This window comes from Streptomyces sp. NPDC059695, assembly GCF_042733785.1.
In the GTDB taxonomy this organism is placed as follows: Bacteria; Actinomycetota; Actinomycetes; order Streptomycetales; family Streptomycetaceae; genus Streptomyces.
Genome location: NZ_JBHWFF010000007.1, coordinates 37,379 through 55,597, shown reverse-complemented (window position 1 = coordinate 55,597; position 18,219 = coordinate 37,379). Strand labels below are relative to the sequence as shown.

The window sequence follows — 18,219 nt, the reverse complement described above, 5'->3', positions numbered from 1 at the left end:
GGGTCCCCGCCGGGGGGGTTCCCCCCCCAGTGGGGCGGGGCGCCCCGGGGGGGCGGTGGGGGGGGGGGGGCCGTCACCGCCCCCCCTCCCCTCCTTCGTCCGTTCCCACGGGGCTTCTACTCGCCCGCCTCGGCGATCCGGGCGTTGACGAACGCGGCCAGCCTGGCGATCCCGTCGACGATCCCCGCCGGCTCCAGAGCGCTGCAGGAGAGCCTGAGCTGACGGAGTCCGCCCCCGTCGAGGTAGAAGTCGCTCATCGGGGTCCAGAGGACCCCGAACTCCCGGGCGGAGCGCTCCAGCGCCTTGTGGTCGGCGAGGAACGGGACGGTCACCACGAGGAAGAACCCGCCGTCCGGCTCGTTCCATTCGATGCCGAGGGCCGCCCTGCGATCGGCGGGGAAGTGCCGGTCCAGCTCGCGGAGCAGCGTGTCCAGATTGCTCCGGTAGAAGGCGATCGCCCCGGCGTTCGCCTCGCGCAGCCGGCAGTCGGACTCGATGAGCAGTCCGCCGATCACGGCCTGGCCGACCGCCGAGGTGTTGACCGTGGTCATGCTCTTGATCTTGGACAGCTCGTCGGCGAGCAGCGAGACGCGCCCCCCGGGACCGATGACCTCCTGGTCGGCGATGACATAGCCGACACGGGCTCCGGGCAGGGCGGTCTTCGAGAAGGAACCGAGGTGGATCACCCGGCGGTCCCGGTCGAGGGCCTTGAGCGTGGGCCGGGCGGTCCCGGTGCGGACGAAGAAGCCGTACGGATCGTCCTCCAGGATCAGCAGGTCCTCCTCGGCCGCGATCTCCAGGAGCCGCTCACGGGCGGCCACGGTCATGCTCGCGCCCGACGGGTTGGCGAAGTCCGGTACGACGTACAGGGCGCGCGGCCGGCCGCCGGCCTCCCGGGTCCCGCGGATCGCCGCCAGAACCGCTTCGGGGTCCGGGCCCGCCGGACCCTCCGGGACGGGCCGCAGGGGGATGCCCAGCAGGCGTGCCGCGCCGGTGATCCCCACGTAGCAGGGCGAGCTGACGAGCAGGGTGTCCTCGGGGGCCGCGAAGAGGGCCCGCAGGGTGAGGAGCATCGCCTCCTGGCAGCCCGTGGTGACCACCACGGCCTGCGGCGGGACGTGGATGCCCTCGTCGTTGGCCACCGTGCGGGCGATCAGCTCGTGGATGATGCCGTTGGTGCGCCCGTACTGGAACAGCTGGGTGCGCACCCGCTCGGGCGACCAGCCGAGATCCCGCTCCAAGTGGTCGGTGTACGTCCGCAGATGACGGAACAGGTCCTCCGTCTCGAAGCCGCCCTCGGACGGCCTGCCGGGGGCGAAGGAGACGGCCTCCGGGAAGCGGTTGACGACCTCGTTGAGGAAGTTCATCGCGTCGAGGAGCGGGTCGGAGAGCGAGGCGTGCAGTTCGGCGAGCGGCAGGGCCGGTACGGGCCGTCCGGTGGTGTCCGGCATCGTTCAGACCCCCGTCGTCGTGTCGGCGAAGACCGTACGGAGATGGGCGGCGGCGTGGGCCACGGCGCGCCGGCCCGCGTCCAGGGTGCCGGCCATGGCGAAGAACCCGTGGGCGACGCCGTGGTAGCGGACCGCCTCGACCGGGACGCCGCTCTCCCGCAGGCGGGTCGCGTACTGCTCGCCCTCGTCGCGGAGCGGATCGTACTCGGCGGTGATCACCAGGGCGGGCGGCAGACCGGAGTGGTCGGTGGCGCGCAGCGGGGAGGCGAGCGGGTCCGCTCCGTCCTCGGCGGTGGCGAGGTAGTTGTCCCAGTACCAGTGCACGGACTTGTCGTTGAAGAGGAGCGGGTCGGTGTTCTCCCGGCGCGAGTCCGTGTCCGCGAGATAGTCCGTGTTGGGGTAGACGAGCAGCTGGGCGACGAGGGCGGGGCCGCCGGCGTCCCGGTTCCTGAGCGTGACGGCCGCGGCCAGGTTGCCGCCCGCGCTGTCGCCCGCGACGGCGATCCGCGTGGCGTCGCCGCCGAACCGGCCCACGTGCTCGGCGATCCACCGTACGCCCGCGTGGCAGTCGTCGACCGCGGCGGGGAACTTGTGCTCGGGCGCGAGGCGGTAGCCCACGGCGATCGTCAGGCAGCCCGCGGCGTTGGTGAGGCTGCGGCAGATCGCGTCGCCGGTCTCGATGCTGCCCAGCGTCCAGCCGCCTCCGAAGAAGTAGACGAGGACGGGCAGCGGGCCCTGAGCGGCGGAGGGCCGGTAGACGCGGACGGGCAGCGGCCCGCCCGGTCCGGGGATGGTCGTGTCGAGGACCTCGGCCACCGGCTCGGGCTCGCCCGCGCCGGCCTGGACGGCGGCGAGATCGGCGGCGCGCGCCTCCTCCAGGGTCATGGTGTAGAGCGGCCGGCCGCCCTGCGCGGCACGCTGGTCGTAGAGGGCTTGGAACTCTGGATCGAATGGCATGGTGTCTCCGGTCCGGGCCCGCGACCGCGTGGGCGGCGGGCGGAGTCAGGGTGTGTCGGGAAGCAGCGCGGGGTCCGTCGCCACGCCACGCAGGCGGGACAGGATGCCCTTGGCGGCCTTGCCGTAGCAGGTGTAGTCGTTGTGCAGGACGGATTCGGCGTTGGCGGTCTCGAGGAGCGCGACGATCTCGAAGACCAGCTGGGGGATGTCGACGCCCTCCTGGACCTCGCCCGCGCGCTGGGCGTCCTCGATGTTCTGTCCGAGGAAGGAGAACCAGTTCGCGTGAGCCGCGGCGATCGTGTCGTGCACCTTGCCCTCACGGGCGTCGTACTCGGCCGAGACCGAGTAGAAGAAGCAGCCGCCGGGGAAGACCCGCTGCTCGGAGTAGGTGAGCCAGGCGGTACAGACGGCCCACAGCCGCCGGATGCCGGGCGCGATCCCGCGCGTGGGCTGGACCACGTGTTCCAGGTAGACCTTGATGGCAGCGCGGACGGTGGCGAGCTGCAGCTCCTCCTTGGAGCCGAACAGGGCGAAGACCCCGCTCTTGCTGAGCTTGAGCTCGGTCGCCAGCCGTCCCAGGGAGAGACCCTCCAGTCCCTCCACTGACGCGATCTCGACGGTGCGCTTGAGGACCAGCTGGCGGGTCTGGTTCCCGCGTGCGATCCGCCCGTCTTCGTGCGTCGCTGTCATGGTTCGGCCTCTTCTCGTGCTTGGACTACCGGGTCCCCCAACATCACTGCGCACAGCATCTCCCCCGATGCCGTTGACGCCCAGCATACTAAGAACATGGACGACCGTGCGGTCAGTATGCGAGAGTAGAAGAACGGTCGTGCGGTGGGTTGGCTCGATCGAGGCGGATCACGGGGGGTTGAGCAGCGGTGCCACTGACACTGCGCGAGTACGAGGCCATGGCCAGGGAGCGGCTGTCCGCCCCGGTGTGGGATTTCCTGGAGGGGGGAAGCGGCACCGAGTCGATGCTCTCGGCGGGCCGCCGGGCACTGGACCGGATCACCCTGCGCCCACGCTGCCTCGTCGACGTGTCCCACCGCGACCCGCGGACGACCCTGCTGGGCGCACCGCTGGCGGCACCGCTCGGCATCGCCCCCATGGCGTACCACGAACTGGCCAACCCCGAGGGGGAAGTGGCGACCGCGCGGGCAGCCGGCGAAGCGGGGGCACTGTTCACGGTCAGCATGTTCGCGAGCCGCTCGCTGGAGGACATCGCCGCCGCGGCGAGCGGGCCGCTGTGGCTGCAGCTCTACTGGCTGAAGAGCCGCGAACAGCTGGCGACCCTGGCCCGGCGGGCCGAGGCGGCCGGCTACCGGGCGCTGGTGCTGACGGTGGACGCCCCCAGCGTGGCCCATCGCCCACGCGACGCGCGGAACGGCTTCAGCATCCCGCCGGGCATCCGCGCGGTGAACGTGGACCCGGCGATGATGGCCGCCTCGCACGGACACACTCCCGGCCAGTCCGCCATCGCGCGCCACTCGAAGGAACAGTTCGACTCCTCCATCACCTGGGAGGATCTGGCGTGGCTGCGCGAGCAGACATCGCTGCCCCTGGTCCTCAAGGGAATCCTCACCGCCGAAGATGCCGAACTCTGCGTCAAGTACGGCACCGAAGGAATCATCGTCTCGAATCACGGGGGCCGTCAGCTCGATTTTGCGAGAGCGGCCCCGGATTGTCTGCCGGAAATAGTGGAAGCGGTCTCCGGGCGCTGTTCGATCATCCTTGACGGCGGAATTAGACATGGCGCCGACATCGCGAAATCCCTCTGTCTCGGCGCCGATGCGGTTTTCGTCGGACGCCCGGTCCTCTGGGGCCTCGCCCACTCCGGCAGCGACGGCGTCGCCGGGATCCTGCAGCGCCTCACCGAAGAGTTCGACGAGGTAATGGCGCTCATGGGGGCACCTACGCCGGCCGACTTCACGTCATCCGGAATTTTCCGGTCCGTCATCTCCGCGCCGTAGGCCGGGACACCGATCAGAATTCCACATGACCCCGCACACCCAAAACCAACGGGTAGGCGGGGCATTTGGCGTGCCCTGCGCGGTTCCGAATACGTTACTATTCGGAAACCTGACGCACTATTGCCAGGATCACTTTTGTTCGCTTGCCTACTCATGAGTACTAGGAGATGGTGAACACGTCGCCGCCGAACGAAAGCGCGACACACTTACCCGAGCGTCATCCGAACAGTGCAGTTCCGATTTGCTGCCGGGTACTCGAGAATTTCGATAGGTGGGGATTCCAGTGGGGGAAACGGTGCCGCCCAGGCCCGTTTGCGTCGACGGCGCCTGGGTCGACGACATTCTGCTTCAAGGGGACGGCCGCGACGTCGTCCTGCACCTGGACGCGCCGGTGACCCGTGCGACGCTCCGGGAGCTGGTCGCGGCCCAGTGCGCCGAGCTCGAAGCGGCCGGGCTGACCACCGGAGGTTCCCTCGCCGTACGGGTGCCACCGTCACTGAGCTGTATCGTCGCCATGCTCGCCGGCTGGCGGACGGGCGCCCAGGTGATCCTGCTCGACTACCGGCTGACCCCGCATGAGGTCGGCCAGGCGATCGCGCGGCTCACCCCCCAGCTCGTCGTCGAGCCCACGGAGAAGGTGGCCGGAGCGCTGACGGGCTTCTTCCAGGTGGACGTGCGTCTCACTCCGCTGAAGGGCGGCCGGCCGGCCGCCACCGATCACGCCCTGCTCCAGCTCAGCTCGGGGTCGACCGGTCCGTCCAAGGTGATCGGCCGCACCGTCGCGAGCCTCCTGGAGGAGATCGACCGGTACGGCCGGCTGGAGGGCTTCCCCCGCCGGGGCGAGCGGACCGTCGTCCTGGCCTCCATCGTCCACGTCCTCGGTCTCGTCGGCGGGCTGCTGTACGGGCTGGCCAGCGGGACCCAGGTGGTGCTTCCCACCAGCCAGACCCTGGACGGCATCCTCAAGGCCGTCGCGGCCGGACCGGAACCGACGACGATCCTCGGCGTCCCGTCCCAGGCGGCCCTGCTGGCCGCTTCCCAGTCACCCACGCGCCCCCCGCAGCTCCGTCAGATGATCACCGGGGGCGAGCTCATCAAACCGTCCGTCCGGGAGCGGTTCACCAACGGCTACAACGCCGGCCTCGGTGCCATGTACGGCATGACCGAGACCGGTGTGATCGCCGTCGACCTCTCCGGCACGGCCGCCGGGCTCACTCCGGTGCCGGGCATGCGGGTCCGCGTCGAGGACGAGCAGATCCTGCTGGGGCTGCCCGCCTCCCCGTACGTCGGGAAGATCGACCCCACCCGGTACGTCGACGGATGGCTGTACACCAAGGACGCCGGCCGGTTCGACGGGACGAGCGGTCTGCTGACCGTGCACGGACGGCTCGACTCCCAGGTCTCCGTCGGCGGGTTGAAGGTCGACCTCTCCGAGGTCGAGGCCTCGATCGCCTCGCTGCCCGGCATCACGGACGCGGTGGTGGTGCACGGCACCGGCATCGAGGCCTACGTGACGGTCGCCGAGCAGTCGGTGACCGACCGGCTCGCCGAGTGTCTGGCCGCGCGGCTGGCTCCGTACAAGCGGCCCAGAGCCGTGCACGTCCTGACCGAACTCCCCCGCACGGCCACCGGCAAGCCCGTACGGAACGCGCAGACGCTCCGGTCCGCGGCCCGTGCCACCGCCGGGGCGACCCCGGCTCAGAAGTAACGGCGTCTCAGCCGGACGACGGCGCTTCCACCCGGCGCACCTGGACGGGCACGTCACAGTCGCGGTGCTCGCAGTGGGTCGCGACACCGAGGACGAAACGTCCGTCGCCGGTGAGGACGGCCGCCGACCGGATGTCCGGTGCGCCGGGCAGCCGGCGAGGCGTCAGGGAAGAGGTGTCGCCGGGCGGCCAGGACTCCGGCAGCGGTACCCGGCGGCTCATGCCGCCGCCCCGCAGCCCCTGGCCGAGCGCCTTTCCCGCCGATTCCTTCTGCGTCCAGAGCCAGAGGAATCCCGTCGCCTGTTCCGCCTCGGGCAGCGCGCGGACCCAGTCCGTCTCCACAGGATCCAGGTAAGACCGCGCCAGCGCGCCCGCGTTGAGCCGACGTACCACTTCCACATCGACTCCCACGGGGCAGCGCGTGCTCAGCACGAGCGCCAGCACCCCGCGGGCATGGCTGACGCTCACCATCAGCCCCTCGCCGGCGCCGCCCAGGAACGGGCGCCCGCTCGGCTCGTGTTCCACCCGTAGCTCGGACACCGGGACACCGAGGAGCGTGGCCGCACTCTGCAGCAGCAGCCGGTGCGCCTGCGCGCGCTCGTCCCCGTCCGTGGTGCACCACAGCACCGTCACCCTGTCCGGGTCCGTTCCCGGCCGTCGTTCCACACAGAGGAGTCAATCAGATGTCCGCCGAGGTCACCCAGTTTGTCATCGAGGCTCTGCAGAACATGAACTACGACGTCACGGATGTCACCGGCGAGACCCCCCTCGGTCCGGCCGGCCTCGACCTCGAGTCGCTCTCCGTGGCGGAGATCGCCATCCAGGTCGAGGACACCTACGGCGTGAAGTTCGAGGAGGACGAGATGGAGACGGTCGCCCTGCTCACCGTCGCCGGCCTGGTCCAGGAGATCGTCAAGCGCGCCGCCGCCACCGCCGTCACGGTCCAGTAACCGCACCGTGCCCGGCGTTCCGCACCCTGCCGCCCGCTGCCGCGGCAGCGGGCGGCAGGTACCGCGGACGCCCGTGGCCGTCAGTGCGGCAAGCAGCGCCGGGGACCGGCAGCCAGCCAGACCAGACTCAGAACATGGAGACAACGAGGTATGAACCCGAAGAACGAGCGCGCGGAACTCGCGGCCGACCAGGCTCTGGGCATCGGCAATCTGCTGACCACCCTCGTCGCTCGGGGCGAAGGCCTCGACCTGCCGACCCTGACCTTCGACACCGAGGTGGACGGGCATCCCGCCTGGCAGCCCCTCTCCCTGGCGGAGCTGGGCGAGCGGGTCGCCGCACGGGCCGCCACCCTGCACGCACTGGGCATCAAGCCCCGTGACCCGGTCGCCGTGTTCGTGTCGGACGCCGCGGACCAGGTGCTCTCCTACCTCGCGCTGGCCCGCCTCGGGGCGATCCCGGCCCTGGTCAACGGCAAGGTCCCCGCCGAGTCCGCGGCCGAGTACATCAAGCGGCTCCGCGCGGTCGGCGTCATCACCGACTCCGCCCACCGGGCGGTGCTGGACGGCCACGACACCCAGACGCCGCTGCTGCCCGACGTCTCGGAGCTCGGCAAGGGGGACCCGGCCGCGGCTCCCCGGCCCTACCGCCACCACGGCAACGAGCCCGTGGTCATCACGCACTCGTCCGGGACCACCGGCCTGCCCAAGGCGGTGGCCCACTCCCACCACAGCCTCTTCGCGTCGATCCGGCACCGGCTCTCCCTCCCGAAGGGCCAGGGGCTCGACCGGATGCTCGGGGCCCTCCCCTCGGCCCACGCGGCCACCGTCATCGCGGTCAACCTCGCCCTGGCCAACCGGGTCCAGCTCGCCCTGGTGTCGAACCAGAGCGGCACCGTCGTGCTCGACGCCATCGAGAGCTGGCAGCCGCAGAGCGTGCTCGGGTTCGCCGCGACGTGGTCGGAGCTGGCCGGCGAGGACCTCGCGGCCCGTCGCCTGGACTCCGTGAGCGTCTGGTGGAACACCGGCGACTGCGCGCACGAAGCGCACGTGCGCAAGCTCATCGCCGTCGGCAGCCGGGCCTCGGCCGCCGCGACGGGCCGTACGAACCGCCCGGGTTCCTACTTCGTCGACGGTCTCGGCTCCACCGAGATGGGTCACTCCCAGTTCTTCATCACGCACACCCCGCAGACCAACCGGTACGGGCGCTGCATCGGCAAGCCGCACGCCTTCACCGACGCGGCCGTCTTCGACCCGGACGGCGAGAAGCTCGGCCCGGGCCAGGTCGGCGAGCTCGCCATCGCCGCGCCGACGCTCGCCCTCGGGTACTGGAACGACTCGGTCACCACCTTCCGCACCCGCAGGGACGGCTACTTCCTCACCGGTGACCTCGTCTTCCACGACGAGGCCGGGTACTTCTACCACGTCGACCGCGCGGTGGACGCGGTGGACCTCGGCAACGGCCGGAAGCTGTTCACCGCGCTGTCCGAGGAGCGCGTCCTCGCCGCCTGCCCCGACATCCGCGAGTGCACCGTCGTCGCCGTGAAGGCCGACGGGAACGTCACCACCTCCGTGCTGCTCGTCCTCGACGAGCAGGCCGACCCGGACGCCGACCGCGGCGCCGAGGTGCTGGCCGCGCTGGAGCCGCACGTCGCCGAGACCGTCGAGCGCGTGATCGTCGTCAGCCCGGACCGGATCCCGCTCGGACCGACCGGAAAGGTCCGCAAGGTGCTGCTGCGCACCCGCTTCCTCGCCGGCGAGCTGCTCGGCACGGACGCCGCGACGGTGGCGGCGTGAGCGGGCGCGGCACGGCCCCGGCGGCCGTCGTCACGGGCATCGGCACCTTCACCCCGCTCGGCCGGGGCGCGGCGGACACCTTCGACGCGCTCTGCCACGGCAAGTCCGGGCTGCGCAGGCCGCCCGAGGACCACCTGCTCGCCGGCACCGTGGACGTGGCCGGCATCGCGCCGGACATCTCCGCGGGCGAGGTCCTTCCCCCGAGCGAGGGCAGGCTCGTCGACCGGTTCGCGCTGATGGCGCTCGCCGCCGCGGACGACGCGCTGGCCGACTCGGGCATCGTCGTCGGCCGCGACGTCGACCCGCACCGGGTCGCGGTGATCGTGTCCAGCGGCGCCGGCGGCCTGACGACGTACGAGGCGCAGTCGCTGGCCCGGGCCGAGCGCGGGCCGACGGCGGTCAGCCCGTACCTGCTGCCCGGCATGCTGCCGAACATGGCGGCCGCCCGCATCGCCATCAAGTACGGCATTCGCGGCTGGAGTTCGGCGATCGCGACGGCCTGTGCCGCCGGCGCCCACGCGGTGGCGGAGGCCGCCCGGCTGATCCGCTACGGCGAGGCCGACGTCGTGGTCTGCGGTGGCGCCGAGGCGCCGCTCAACCCCACCTCCGCGCTGGCGTTCCACCACGCCAGGGCGCTGGCCCAGCGCTGGGAGGACCCGGAGGCCGCCAGCCGCCCGTTCGACCGCCGCCGCAACGGCTTCGTGCTGGCCGAGGGAGCGGGTGTGCTCGTCGTCGAGCGGGCCGGCCTCGCGGACGCGCGCGGCGCCGCCGGCTACGCCGACCTGATGGGGTGGGGTGCCAGCACCGACGCGTACCGCCCCACGGCGCCGCGGCCGGACGGCGAGGGGGCCGCGGCCAGCATGCGCGGGGCGATCGCGACGGCCGGGCTCGTGCCCGGCGACGTCGACTACGTCAACGCGCACGGCACCTCGACCAAGCTGGGCGACGTGGCCGAGACCAAGGCCGTCCAGGCCGTGTTCGGTGACCGGTCCCCGGCCGTCAGCAGTACGAAGTCGATGACCGGCCACCTCCTGGGCGGATCCGGGGCGGTCGAGGCGGCCTTCTGCGCGCTCGCCATCTCCCGCGGGCAGCTCCCGCCGACCCACAACCTCGACGAGGTCGACCCGGCCTGCGATCTGGACCACGTCCGCGGCGGGCCCCGGGTCCAGCGGGTCCGCGCCGCCCTCTCCAACTCGTTCGCCTTCGGCGGGCACAACGTCAGCCTGCTCCTCGGCGAGCCGACCACGCGCAAGAAGCGCCAGTAGCGCCAGAGGCGCCAGAAGAAAGGGGGCTCCGTGGACATCGGGGCCGTAGACCATGTCGAGTTCTATGTCGGGGACGCCCAGCAGTCGGCGTTCTTCCTCTGCACCGCGTTCGGCTTCCGCCTGTGCGGTCAGGCGGGCCCCGAGACGGGCCTGCCCGACCAGCGCTCCCTGCTGCTGCGCCAGGGCGGCATCTCCCTCGTCCTCACCTCCGCGCTGACCCCCGAGCACCCGGCGGCCGCCTACGTGGCCTTACACGGTGACGGCGTGGCCAACATCGCCTTCGAAGTGACCGACGCCGCGAAGGCGTTCGAGACGGCGGTCGAGCGCGGCGCCACCGTCGTCGAGGAACTCGCGGTGCACGGCCGGGACGGCAACGAGGTGGTCACCGCCTCCGTGCTCGGATTCGGCGACGTCGCGCACCGCTTCGTCCAGCGGACCGGCGACCGGGACGACTTCCTGCCCGGGGTGATGGACATCTTCGCCCCGGACCCCGACGAGGCCGAGCAGGTGCTGTCCACCGTGGACCACGCGGCGATCTGCCTGCCGGCGGGTCAGCTGCGCGACACGGTCGCCTTCTACGAGAAGGTCTTCGGCTTCTCGGAGATCTTCGAGGAGTTCATCGAGGTCGGCACCCAGGCCATGGACTCCAAGGTGGTCCAGAGCCCGTCCGGGCAGGTCACCTTCACCCTGATCGAGCCGGTGACCGACCGCGACCCCGGCCAGATCGACGGCTTCCTGGCCCGTCACGGCGGTGCCGGTGTGCAGCACCTGGCCCTGCTCTCCGACGACATCGTCGCCGCTGTGGGGACGCTCGAAAGCCGGGGGGTGCGGTTCCTGGAGACGCCGGACACGTACTACTCCGAGCTGGAGAAGCGTCTCGGCAGCCCGGAGCTGAAGATCTCGGACCTGCGGCGCACCAACGTCCTGGTCGACCAGGACCACTGGGGCCAGGTCTTCCAGATCTTCACGCAGTCCCTGCACGTCCGGCGGACCTTCTTCTGGGAGGTCATCGACCGGCACGGGGCCCGCACCTTCGGCAGCGGCAACATCAAGGCCCTCTACGAGGCCGTCGCCCGGGAGAAGACCACCGCCTGAGCGGCTCGCCGCCCTCCTCCCCGCCGGCCGTCGACGCGGCACACCGGCTCCCCCGCACCCGCACCCGCATCCACGTCTGCACTCGCACTCGCACTCGCACTCGCACTCGCACTCGCACTCGAAGGAACACCGTGACTGTCCAGGAATCCGAGCGCTTCACCCTGACCGAGGAGGAGCGGGAGCTCCTCCCCACCGACGAGGACGTCGCCTTCTACGCCGAGCACGGCTGGTACCTGTCGAAGAAGCTCTTCACCGACGAGGAGATCGACCTCCTCGAATCGGCCAGTGAGAACTTCTACGCCGGCCACCGCGACCGCACCCTGCCCGTCCGGCCGCCCAAGCTCGCCTACTGGGAGCCCGAGCACGGACCGGTGCAGCGGCACAACGACTACGTCCACTACGAGGACGACACCATCGGGCGCATCCTGCGCAAGCCGCTGCTCGGCGCGGTCGCCGCGCGGCTCGCCGAGGCCGAGGAGATCCGGGTCTTCCAGTCCACCCTCATCTTCAAGCCGCCGGTCGCCCAGGAGCAGTCGAACATCGTGCCCTGGCACTTCGACCGGCACTACTGGTCGACGTCCACCTCCGAGCGGATGCTGACCGCCTTCATCCCCTTCCACGACTGCGGCGAGGAGATGGGCACGATCACCATGGTCGACGGCAGCCACCGCTGGAAGGAGATCGCCCAGAACGACGCCACGTCCCTGCACTTCGCGGAGCGCGACCGCAGCGAGCTCGACGTGATGCTGGACCAGAACGCGGCGCACAACGGCACCGAGGTCACGAAGATCCCGGTCCACATCCCCAAGGGCCACGTCAACTTCCACCACTGCCGCACGTACCACGGCAGCGGGGCCAATGTCAGCGACCGCCCGCGCCGGGCCATCTCCTTCCACCTCCAGGACGGCGACAACCGGTACCGGGACTTCCGCCGCTCGGACGGCACCCCGGTCGCGTACAACCACGACGTGCTGGTGCGCCGGACCGCTGAGGGAACCCCCGACTACAGCGACCCCGAGTACTGCCCTGTGTTGTGGAGCAGCCGCTGATGTTCAGCGCGGCAGTGGTCGGAACCGGCCTGATCGGTACGTCGATCGCGCTGGCCCTGCGGGACCAGGGCATCGTCCCCCACCTGCTCGACAGGGATCCCGAAGCAGCACGCACCGCGGCCGATCTGGGCGCGGGCGTGGTCGAGTTCCCCCGCGAGCCGGTCGATCTGGCCGTGCTCGCGGTTCCGCCCCAGCATGTCGCCCAGTCCCTCAAGGAGTACCAACTCATCGGACTGGCGCACGACTTCACGGACGTGGCGAGCGTCAAGGTCCGGCCGCAGCGGGAGGCGGCCGAACTGGGATGCGACCTGGCCCGCTATGTGGGCGGGCACCCCATGGGGGGCCGGGAGCAGTCGGGGCCGCTGGCCGCCCAGCGGGGACTGTTCCAGGGCCGGCCGTGGGTGCTCACCCCCTCCGAGGTCACCCGCGACGCGGCCGTCAGCCGCGTCAGGGAGCTCGCCGAGCTCTGTGGCGCCCACCCGGTCGTGATGACGCACAGCGATCACGACCGGGCTGTGGCCCTCACCTCCCACGCCCCCCACGTGGTCGCGACGCTGCTCGCCGCCCGCCTGCTGTCGGGGGACGAGTCCCAGCTCCGCCTCTCCGGGCAGGGGCTGCGTGACACCACCCGGATCGCCGGCGGTGACCCGGGGCTGTGGACGGACATCCTCGGCTCCAACGCCGCGGCCGTGGCGGAGGTCCTGGCGGAGTTCGCCTCGGATCTGCACACGGTGGTCGAGGCCCTGAGGGACCTGGGAACCCGGGTGCCGGAAGAGCCCCGCGCCCATACGGCGCAGCTCACTTCGGCGTTGGTCCGGGGGACGCAGGGCCGGGCCCGGATCCCGGTCGCGGCCTCCGGCGGACTCCGCCTCAGTGGTGCGACCGCCCGCGGCTGACCGCCGCGGGTCCACATCGGCTTTCGAAGACTGTCTAGACTTTCGAACGACTGGAGAGACCATGGCCACCCGACGGCTCGACGTCTGCCTCATCGGTGCGGGGCCCCGCGGGCTCTCGCTCCTGGAGCGGATCTGTGCGAATGCCGCGCTGAACCCCGACGAGGGCAGGATCACCGTGCACGTGGTCGATCCGCACCCGCCGGGACCGGGCCAGGTGTGGCGTACCGACCAGTCCGAACACCTGTTGATGAACACGGTGGCCTCCCAGGTCACGATGTTCACCGACGAGAGCGTGGAGATCGAGGGGCCTCTGGTCCCGGGGCCGAGCCTGTACGAATGGGCGCGGTTCCTCGTCCTGATCGGCCCCATGGACGACCGGCGGTACGAGGAGCAGGTGCTGGCCGAGGCCCGCGCGCTCGGCCCCGACTCGTATCCGTCACGCGCCTTCTACGGGCACTACCTGGAGTGGGTCTTCGCGCGGGTCACGAAGACGGCGCCGGACCGGCTGACGACCGTGCTGCACCGGGCCCGGGCGGTGGCCCTGAAGGAGGAGCCGGGCAGCACCACGCGCACCGTCCTGCTCGACGACGGCACCGCGCTCGGCCCGTTGGACGCCGTGGTGCTCGCCCAGGGCCACCTGCCGGTGCGCCGTTCGCGTCGTGAGCGCGAGCTGGCGGACTTCGCCGCGACGCACGGGCTGCGCTACATCGCCCCCGCCAACCCCGCCGACGTGGACCTGTCACCGATTCGGCCGGGCGAGACGGTCGCGCTGCTCGGCCTCGGCCTGAACTTCTTCGACTACATGTCCCTGCTGACGCACGGCCGGGGCGGCCGGTTCTCCCGGATCGCGGGGCGGCTCGTCTACGAGCCGTCCGGCCGGGAGCCGCGGCTGGTCGCGGGCTCCCGGCGGGGGCTGCCCTTCCACTCGCGCGGCGAGAACCAGAAGGGTGCCCACGGCCGCCACTGGCCGGCCGTCCTGACCCCCGAGGTGATCGCGGACCTCCAGGAGCAGTCCCGGCTGCACGGCGGCATCGACTTCCGTGCGGTGCTGTGGCCCCTCGTGTCCAAGGAGGTCGAGACCGTCTACTACACGGCGTTGCTCGCCTCCGAGGGCCGGACCGGTGAGGCCGAAAGGCTGCGCACCCGGTATCTGGAGACCGAGCCCGGCAGCGACGGGGAGCGCGAGGTCCTGACCGAGTTCGGGATCGAGGAGCGGGACCGCTGGGACTGGGACCGGATCGCCCGGCCGTGGGCGGACCGGGAGTTCGCCTCCGCCGAGGACTTCGAGGGCTGGCTGCTCGACCACCTGCGCGAGGACCTCCGGGCGGCCCGGAGCGGCAACGTCGACGGTCCGCTCAAGGCGGCGCTCGACGTCCTGCGCGATCTGCGCAACGAGCTCCGGATGATCGTCGACCACGGCGGGCTGGCGGGAGGATCGCACCGGCAGGACCTGGACGGCTGGTACACCCCGCTGAACGCCTTCCTGTCCATCGGGCCGCCCGCGCGGCGCATCGAGGAGGCCATAGCCCTGATCGAGGCCGGCGTCCTGCGCGTGCTGGGCCCCGCCACCCGGTCCGCCGCGGACCCGGAGTCGGGAGTCTTCACCGCCGAATCCGCCGCGGTGCCCGGCTCGGCGACCTCGGCGACCACCCTGGTCGAGGCGCGGCTCCCGGACATCGACCTCCGGCGGACCGCCGACCCGCTGCTGCGCCAGCTCCTCGAGGCGGGGCAGTGCCGTCCGTACGAGATCAGCGACCCGGGCGGGGACCCGCACCAGACGGGCGGAGTCGCCGTCACCGGAGCGCCGTTCCACCTGATCGACGCCGAAGGCCGCCCGAACCCGCGCTGCTTCGCCTTCGGGGTGCCCACCGAGTCCGTGCACTGGGCGACGGCGGCGGGCATACGTCCCGGGGTGAACTCGGTGACGCTGCAGGACTCGGACGCCATAGCCCGTGCCGTACTGGGACTGTCCAGGAGCCTCGGCGCGGACAGCGAGATGATCGGAGAGCTGACCCGATGAGCGCCGACGGACCCCTCGCCGGAGACGACTCGCCCGTGGCCCACGCCGTGGACGCCGGGCTGCTCAGCCCGGTGCGCGCCGGCACCCCCGCGGAGGCGGCCACCTCCGACGGCGCCTGGCTGCAGGCGATGCTGGACGCCGAGGCGGCGCTGGTGCGCGCCCAGGCGCTGCTCGGCAACGTGCCGGAGGAGGCGGCCCGGACGATCAGCGGGCTGGCCCGGGCCGAACTGCTGGATCCGCGCGCCCTCGCCGTGCGGAGCAGGGGCGCGGCGAACCCGGTCGTGGCCCTGGTGCAGGCCTTCACCGAGCTGGTGGCGGAGCGGGACCCGGCCGCGGCCGACTACGTGCACAGGGGCTCCACCAGCCAGGACATCTTCGACACGGCGCTGATGCTGGTGGCCGGCCGGACCCTGGACCTCCTGGTGGAGGACCTGGACCACATCGCGGGTTCGTTGCGCGGGCTGAGCGTCGAGCACGCGGACACACTGATGGCCGGCCGCACCCTCGCGCTGCACGCCGTGCCGACGACCTTCGGTCTCAAGGCCGCCGGGTGGCACTCGGCCGTGCGGGCGGCGGCGGACCGGCTGCGGGAGCTGCGGGCCCATGGGCTGCCGGTCCAACTGGGCGGCGCAGCGGGCACGTTGGCCGGGTACGTCGAGTACGAGCGGCTGCACCGCGGCACCGATTCCCCGGGCTACGCGCAACGGCTCACGGAGCTGTTCGCCGCGGAGACGGGGCTCGTCGCGCCGGCACTCCCCTGGCACAGCCACCGGCTGCCCGTCGCCGGACTGGCCGGCGAACTGGCCCTCGCCACGGGGGTTCTCGGGAAGATCGCGGTGGACGTGCAGTCGCTGGCCCGGACCGAGACCGCCGAGGTCGCCGAGCCGGCCGCGGCCGGCCGGGGGGTGTCCTCGGCGATGCCGCAGAAGCGGAACCCGGCCCTGGCCACCCTGATCCGCTCCGCCGCGCTGCAGGTGCCCGCCTACGCGAGCGTGCTGACGCATGCGATGCTGTCCGAGGACGAGCGGTCGGCCGGCGCCTGGCACGCGGAGTGGCAGCCGCTGCGCGAATGCCTGCGGCTGACCGGCGGCGCCGCGCACACCGCGCGCGAGCTCGTGGCCGGCCTGGAGGTCCACCCCGGGCGCATGCGGGCCAACCTGGATCTGACGAGCGGCCTGATCGTCTCGGAGCGGCTGGCCGCGGCTCTGGCACCCGTCCTCGGGAAGGCCACCGCGAAGGACGTGATGAGCAGGGCGTCGGCGCTGGCCGCCGCCTCCGGCCGCACGCTCGCGGACGTCCTGGCCGAACTGCCGGAGATCGGGGGTCGGTTCACGGACGAGGAGCTCGCCCGCCTGCTCGACCCGGCGGGGTACACGGGCGCCGCCGCCGAACTGATCGAGCAGGCGCTGAAGGGATAGCTCCGAGGACCGCCCTCTCCCCCGCGGTCGCACCGGGACGACACGTACTGTTCTCCGACAGGGCTTTTAAATGCACGTACGGTCGTTTAGTTTTGATCCGGCGGATCGACCGATGGAGGGAACCACCATGACCACCGCATCATCACCATCACCCAGCGAGGCCACGACGGCCCCGGACGCGGAAGGCGACGGGCCGGCGCCCGCGAACTCCGCGGCGTCGGCCACCGCGCGGCTGGCGCTGCTCGTCGCGTCCGGCGCCACCTTCCTCGCCGTGCTCGACACCACGGTCGTGAACATCGCGTTCTCCGACCTGCGCGCCGACTTCTCGTCCGCCTCGCTGTCCGAGCTCACCTGGGTCGTCACCGCGTACACGGTCGTCTTCGCCGCGCTGCTCGCCGTCGCCGGGCGCGTCGCCGACGTCGTCGGACGCCGGCGGCTCTTCCTCTGGTCGACGGTCCTGTTCACCCTGGCTTCGGTCCTGAGCGGATTCGCGCCCAACGTCGAGGTGCTCGTCGCCGCCCGCGCGCTCCAGGGCGTGGCGGCGGCCGGGCTGATCCCCTCCGCCCTCGGCCTCGTGCTCCAGCACACGCCTCCCGCCCACCGGTCGGCCGCCGTCGGCGTCTGGGGAGCGGTCGGCAGCATGGCCGCGGCCGTGGGGCCCAGCCTCGGCGGACTCCTGGTGGACACCTGGGGCTGGCGCAGCGTGTTCCTGATCAACCTGCCGATCGGCCTCGCCCTCGTCCTGGTCGCGGCCCGGGGGCTGACCGGTGACCGGCCGAGCGGGCGCCGGATGCCCGACCCGCTGGGAACCCTGGCCCTCGCCCTCGGCCTGGGCGGACTCGTCTTCGGCGTGACCCAGGGAACGGAGTGGGGCTGGGACAGCGGCCGGGTGCTCGCCCTCCTGATCGGCGGGGCGCTGTTCACCGCCGGCGCGCTGCTGCGCTCCCGCAGGCACCCCTCGCCCGCCGTCGAGTGGGACCTCTGGCGCAGCCGTACCTTCGCCGCCAGCAACGTCGCCTCGCTGCTCTTCGGGGCGGCCATGTACGCGTACCTGCTCAGCACGCTCCTCTTCCTCAACGCGGTGTGGGGCTACTCCGAGCTGAAGGCCGGCCTCGCAGTCACCCCCGGTGCCTTCAGCGCGGCGATCGGCGCGATGGTCGTCGGCAAGCGGGTCGGACCGCGGGCGCAGTGGGCCGGGGTGTTCGTCGGCTCCCTGCTCTTCGGGGCCTCCTGCGCCGCGATGTACCTCCTGCTCGACAGCGAGCCCCGCTACCTCGCGCTCTGGCTGCCCATCGGCATCGTGGCCGGAGTGGGCATCGGCGCGGCCCTCACCGGAATCTCCAACGCGGCCACCGCGGCGCTCGAACCGCAGCGCTTCGCCTCCGGCACCGGCCTGCTGATGACCATGCGCCAGGTGGGCGGCGCGCTCGGCATCGCGGTCCTGGCCGCGATCCTCGGGCGTCACAGCGTCCTCGACGACCAGGGCTACCTCCAGGTGTTCCTGGCGTGCGCCATCGGCTCCGTCGCGGCCGCGGTGGCCGCCCCGGCGAGGGCGCGCCCCGCGCCCCGCAGCGCCAAAGCCCGCCCGGGGGCCCCCCCGCGGGGGCCCCCCCCCCCCCCCCCCACCCCCCCCCCCCCCCCCCCAACC

The 18,219-nt window shown here is 72.1% G+C and carries 15 protein-coding genes; 11 read left to right on the top strand and 4 right to left on the bottom strand.

Features of this window, described 5'->3' with window-relative positions; all coding sequences use genetic code 11:
• Positions 1-116: 116 nt before the first annotated feature.
• From ACFV2S_RS11020 to ACFV2S_RS11010, 3 genes are read right to left on the bottom strand one after another with little or no spacing between them, the layout of a single operon-like run.
• The gene (locus ACFV2S_RS11020; RefSeq protein WP_385556345.1) at positions 117-1,451 is read right to left on the bottom strand and encodes a PLP-dependent aminotransferase family protein; all 1,335 of its coding nucleotides are present in this window, start codon (positions 1,449-1,451) and stop codon (positions 117-119) included.
• A gap of 3 nt (positions 1,452-1,454) precedes the next feature.
• Positions 1,455-2,408, bottom strand: a complete 954-nt coding sequence (locus tag ACFV2S_RS11015) for an alpha/beta hydrolase (protein WP_385556343.1) — start codon at positions 2,406-2,408, stop codon at positions 1,455-1,457.
• A 45-nt stretch (positions 2,409-2,453) separates the two neighbouring features.
• Positions 2,454-3,098 carry a TetR/AcrR family transcriptional regulator gene (locus ACFV2S_RS11010; protein ID WP_385556341.1) on the bottom strand — a complete coding sequence of 215 codons (645 nt, stop codon included), beginning with the start codon at positions 3,096-3,098 and terminating at the stop codon, positions 2,454-2,456.
• Between the two features lie 188 nt (positions 3,099-3,286).
• Here ACFV2S_RS11010 and ACFV2S_RS11005 point away from each other — a divergent pair, with 188 nt between their 5' ends.
• Positions 3,287-4,378 carry an alpha-hydroxy acid oxidase gene (locus tag ACFV2S_RS11005; protein WP_385556339.1) on the top strand — a complete coding sequence of 364 codons (1,092 nt, stop codon included), beginning with the start codon at positions 3,287-3,289 and terminating at the stop codon, positions 4,376-4,378.
• Positions 4,379-4,673: 295 nt separating this feature from the next.
• Positions 4,674-6,086, top strand: a complete 1,413-nt coding sequence (locus ACFV2S_RS11000) for a class I adenylate-forming enzyme family protein (protein WP_385556337.1) — start codon at positions 4,674-4,676, stop codon at positions 6,084-6,086.
• 7 nt (positions 6,087-6,093) lie between these two features.
• On the opposite strand, the gene ACFV2S_RS10995 is transcribed toward ACFV2S_RS11000, so the two are convergent.
• Positions 6,094-6,750: a 4'-phosphopantetheinyl transferase family protein gene (locus ACFV2S_RS10995; RefSeq protein WP_385556335.1), complete on the bottom strand. Its 657-nt coding sequence runs from the start codon at positions 6,748-6,750 to the stop codon at positions 6,094-6,096.
• Between the two features lie 17 nt (positions 6,751-6,767).
• Between ACFV2S_RS10995 and ACFV2S_RS10990 the strand changes: the two genes are divergently transcribed.
• From ACFV2S_RS10990 to ACFV2S_RS10950, 9 genes are all read left to right on the top strand, one after another.
• Positions 6,768-7,034 (top strand): acyl carrier protein, encoded by a 267-nt coding sequence (locus tag ACFV2S_RS10990; RefSeq protein WP_383794235.1) that lies wholly within the window; start codon positions 6,768-6,770, stop codon positions 7,032-7,034.
• Between the two features lie 150 nt (positions 7,035-7,184).
• A complete protein-coding gene (locus ACFV2S_RS10985) occupies positions 7,185-8,828 on the top strand; it encodes a class I adenylate-forming enzyme family protein (protein ID WP_385556333.1) in 1,644 nt (547 codons plus the stop codon).
• A complete protein-coding gene (locus ACFV2S_RS10980; protein WP_385556331.1) occupies positions 8,825-10,093 on the top strand; it encodes a beta-ketoacyl-[acyl-carrier-protein] synthase family protein in 1,269 nt (422 codons plus the stop codon). The genes ACFV2S_RS10985 and ACFV2S_RS10980 overlap by 4 nt, the downstream gene beginning before the upstream one ends.
• Before the next feature lie 30 nt (positions 10,094-10,123).
• Entirely contained in the window at positions 10,124-11,188 is a 1,065-nt protein-coding gene (gene hppD, locus ACFV2S_RS10975; protein ID WP_385556329.1) for a 4-hydroxyphenylpyruvate dioxygenase, read from the top strand.
• A 131-nt stretch (positions 11,189-11,319) separates the two neighbouring features.
• The gene (locus ACFV2S_RS10970) at positions 11,320-12,237 is read left to right on the top strand and encodes a phytanoyl-CoA dioxygenase family protein (protein WP_385556327.1); all 918 of its coding nucleotides are present in this window, start codon (positions 11,320-11,322) and stop codon (positions 12,235-12,237) included.
• Entirely contained in the window at positions 12,237-13,133 is an 897-nt protein-coding gene (locus ACFV2S_RS10965; protein ID WP_385556325.1) for a prephenate dehydrogenase, read from the top strand. Before ACFV2S_RS10970 ends, ACFV2S_RS10965 begins: the two co-directional genes overlap by 1 nt.
• 61 nt (positions 13,134-13,194) lie before the next feature.
• The gene (locus ACFV2S_RS10960) at positions 13,195-15,153 is read left to right on the top strand and encodes an FAD/NAD(P)-binding protein (RefSeq protein WP_385556323.1); all 1,959 of its coding nucleotides are present in this window, start codon (positions 13,195-13,197) and stop codon (positions 15,151-15,153) included.
• Positions 15,150-16,571 carry an adenylosuccinate lyase family protein gene (locus ACFV2S_RS10955; RefSeq protein WP_385556321.1) on the top strand — a complete coding sequence of 474 codons (1,422 nt, stop codon included), beginning with the start codon at positions 15,150-15,152 and terminating at the stop codon, positions 16,569-16,571. The genes ACFV2S_RS10960 and ACFV2S_RS10955 overlap by 4 nt, the downstream gene beginning before the upstream one ends.
• 127 nt (positions 16,572-16,698) lie before the next feature.
• On the top strand, positions 16,699-18,219 hold a 1,521-nt coding region (locus ACFV2S_RS10950), incomplete at its 3' end, for a DHA2 family efflux MFS transporter permease subunit (protein WP_385556319.1).

Excerpts from the sequence above, each read along its gene's own strand:
- ACFV2S_RS11020 (WP_385556345.1), bottom strand. The coding sequence starts at position 1,451 with ATGCCGGACACCACCGGACGGCCCGTACCGGCCCTGCCGCTCGCCGAA.
- ACFV2S_RS11015 (WP_385556343.1), bottom strand. The coding sequence starts at position 2,408 with ATGCCATTCGATCCAGAGTTCCAAGCCCTCTACGACCAGCGTGCCGCG.
- ACFV2S_RS11010 (WP_385556341.1), bottom strand. The coding sequence starts at position 3,098 with ATGACAGCGACGCACGAAGACGGGCGGATCGCACGCGGGAACCAGACC.
- ACFV2S_RS10990 (WP_383794235.1), top strand. The coding sequence starts at position 6,768 with ATGTCCGCCGAGGTCACCCAGTTTGTCATCGAGGCTCTGCAGAACATG.
- ACFV2S_RS10985 (WP_385556333.1), top strand. The coding sequence starts at position 7,185 with ATGAACCCGAAGAACGAGCGCGCGGAACTCGCGGCCGACCAGGCTCTG.
- ACFV2S_RS10965 (WP_385556325.1), top strand. The coding sequence starts at position 12,237 with ATGTTCAGCGCGGCAGTGGTCGGAACCGGCCTGATCGGTACGTCGATC.
- ACFV2S_RS10960 (WP_385556323.1), top strand. The coding sequence starts at position 13,195 with ATGGCCACCCGACGGCTCGACGTCTGCCTCATCGGTGCGGGGCCCCGC.
- ACFV2S_RS10955 (WP_385556321.1), top strand. The coding sequence starts at position 15,150 with ATGAGCGCCGACGGACCCCTCGCCGGAGACGACTCGCCCGTGGCCCAC.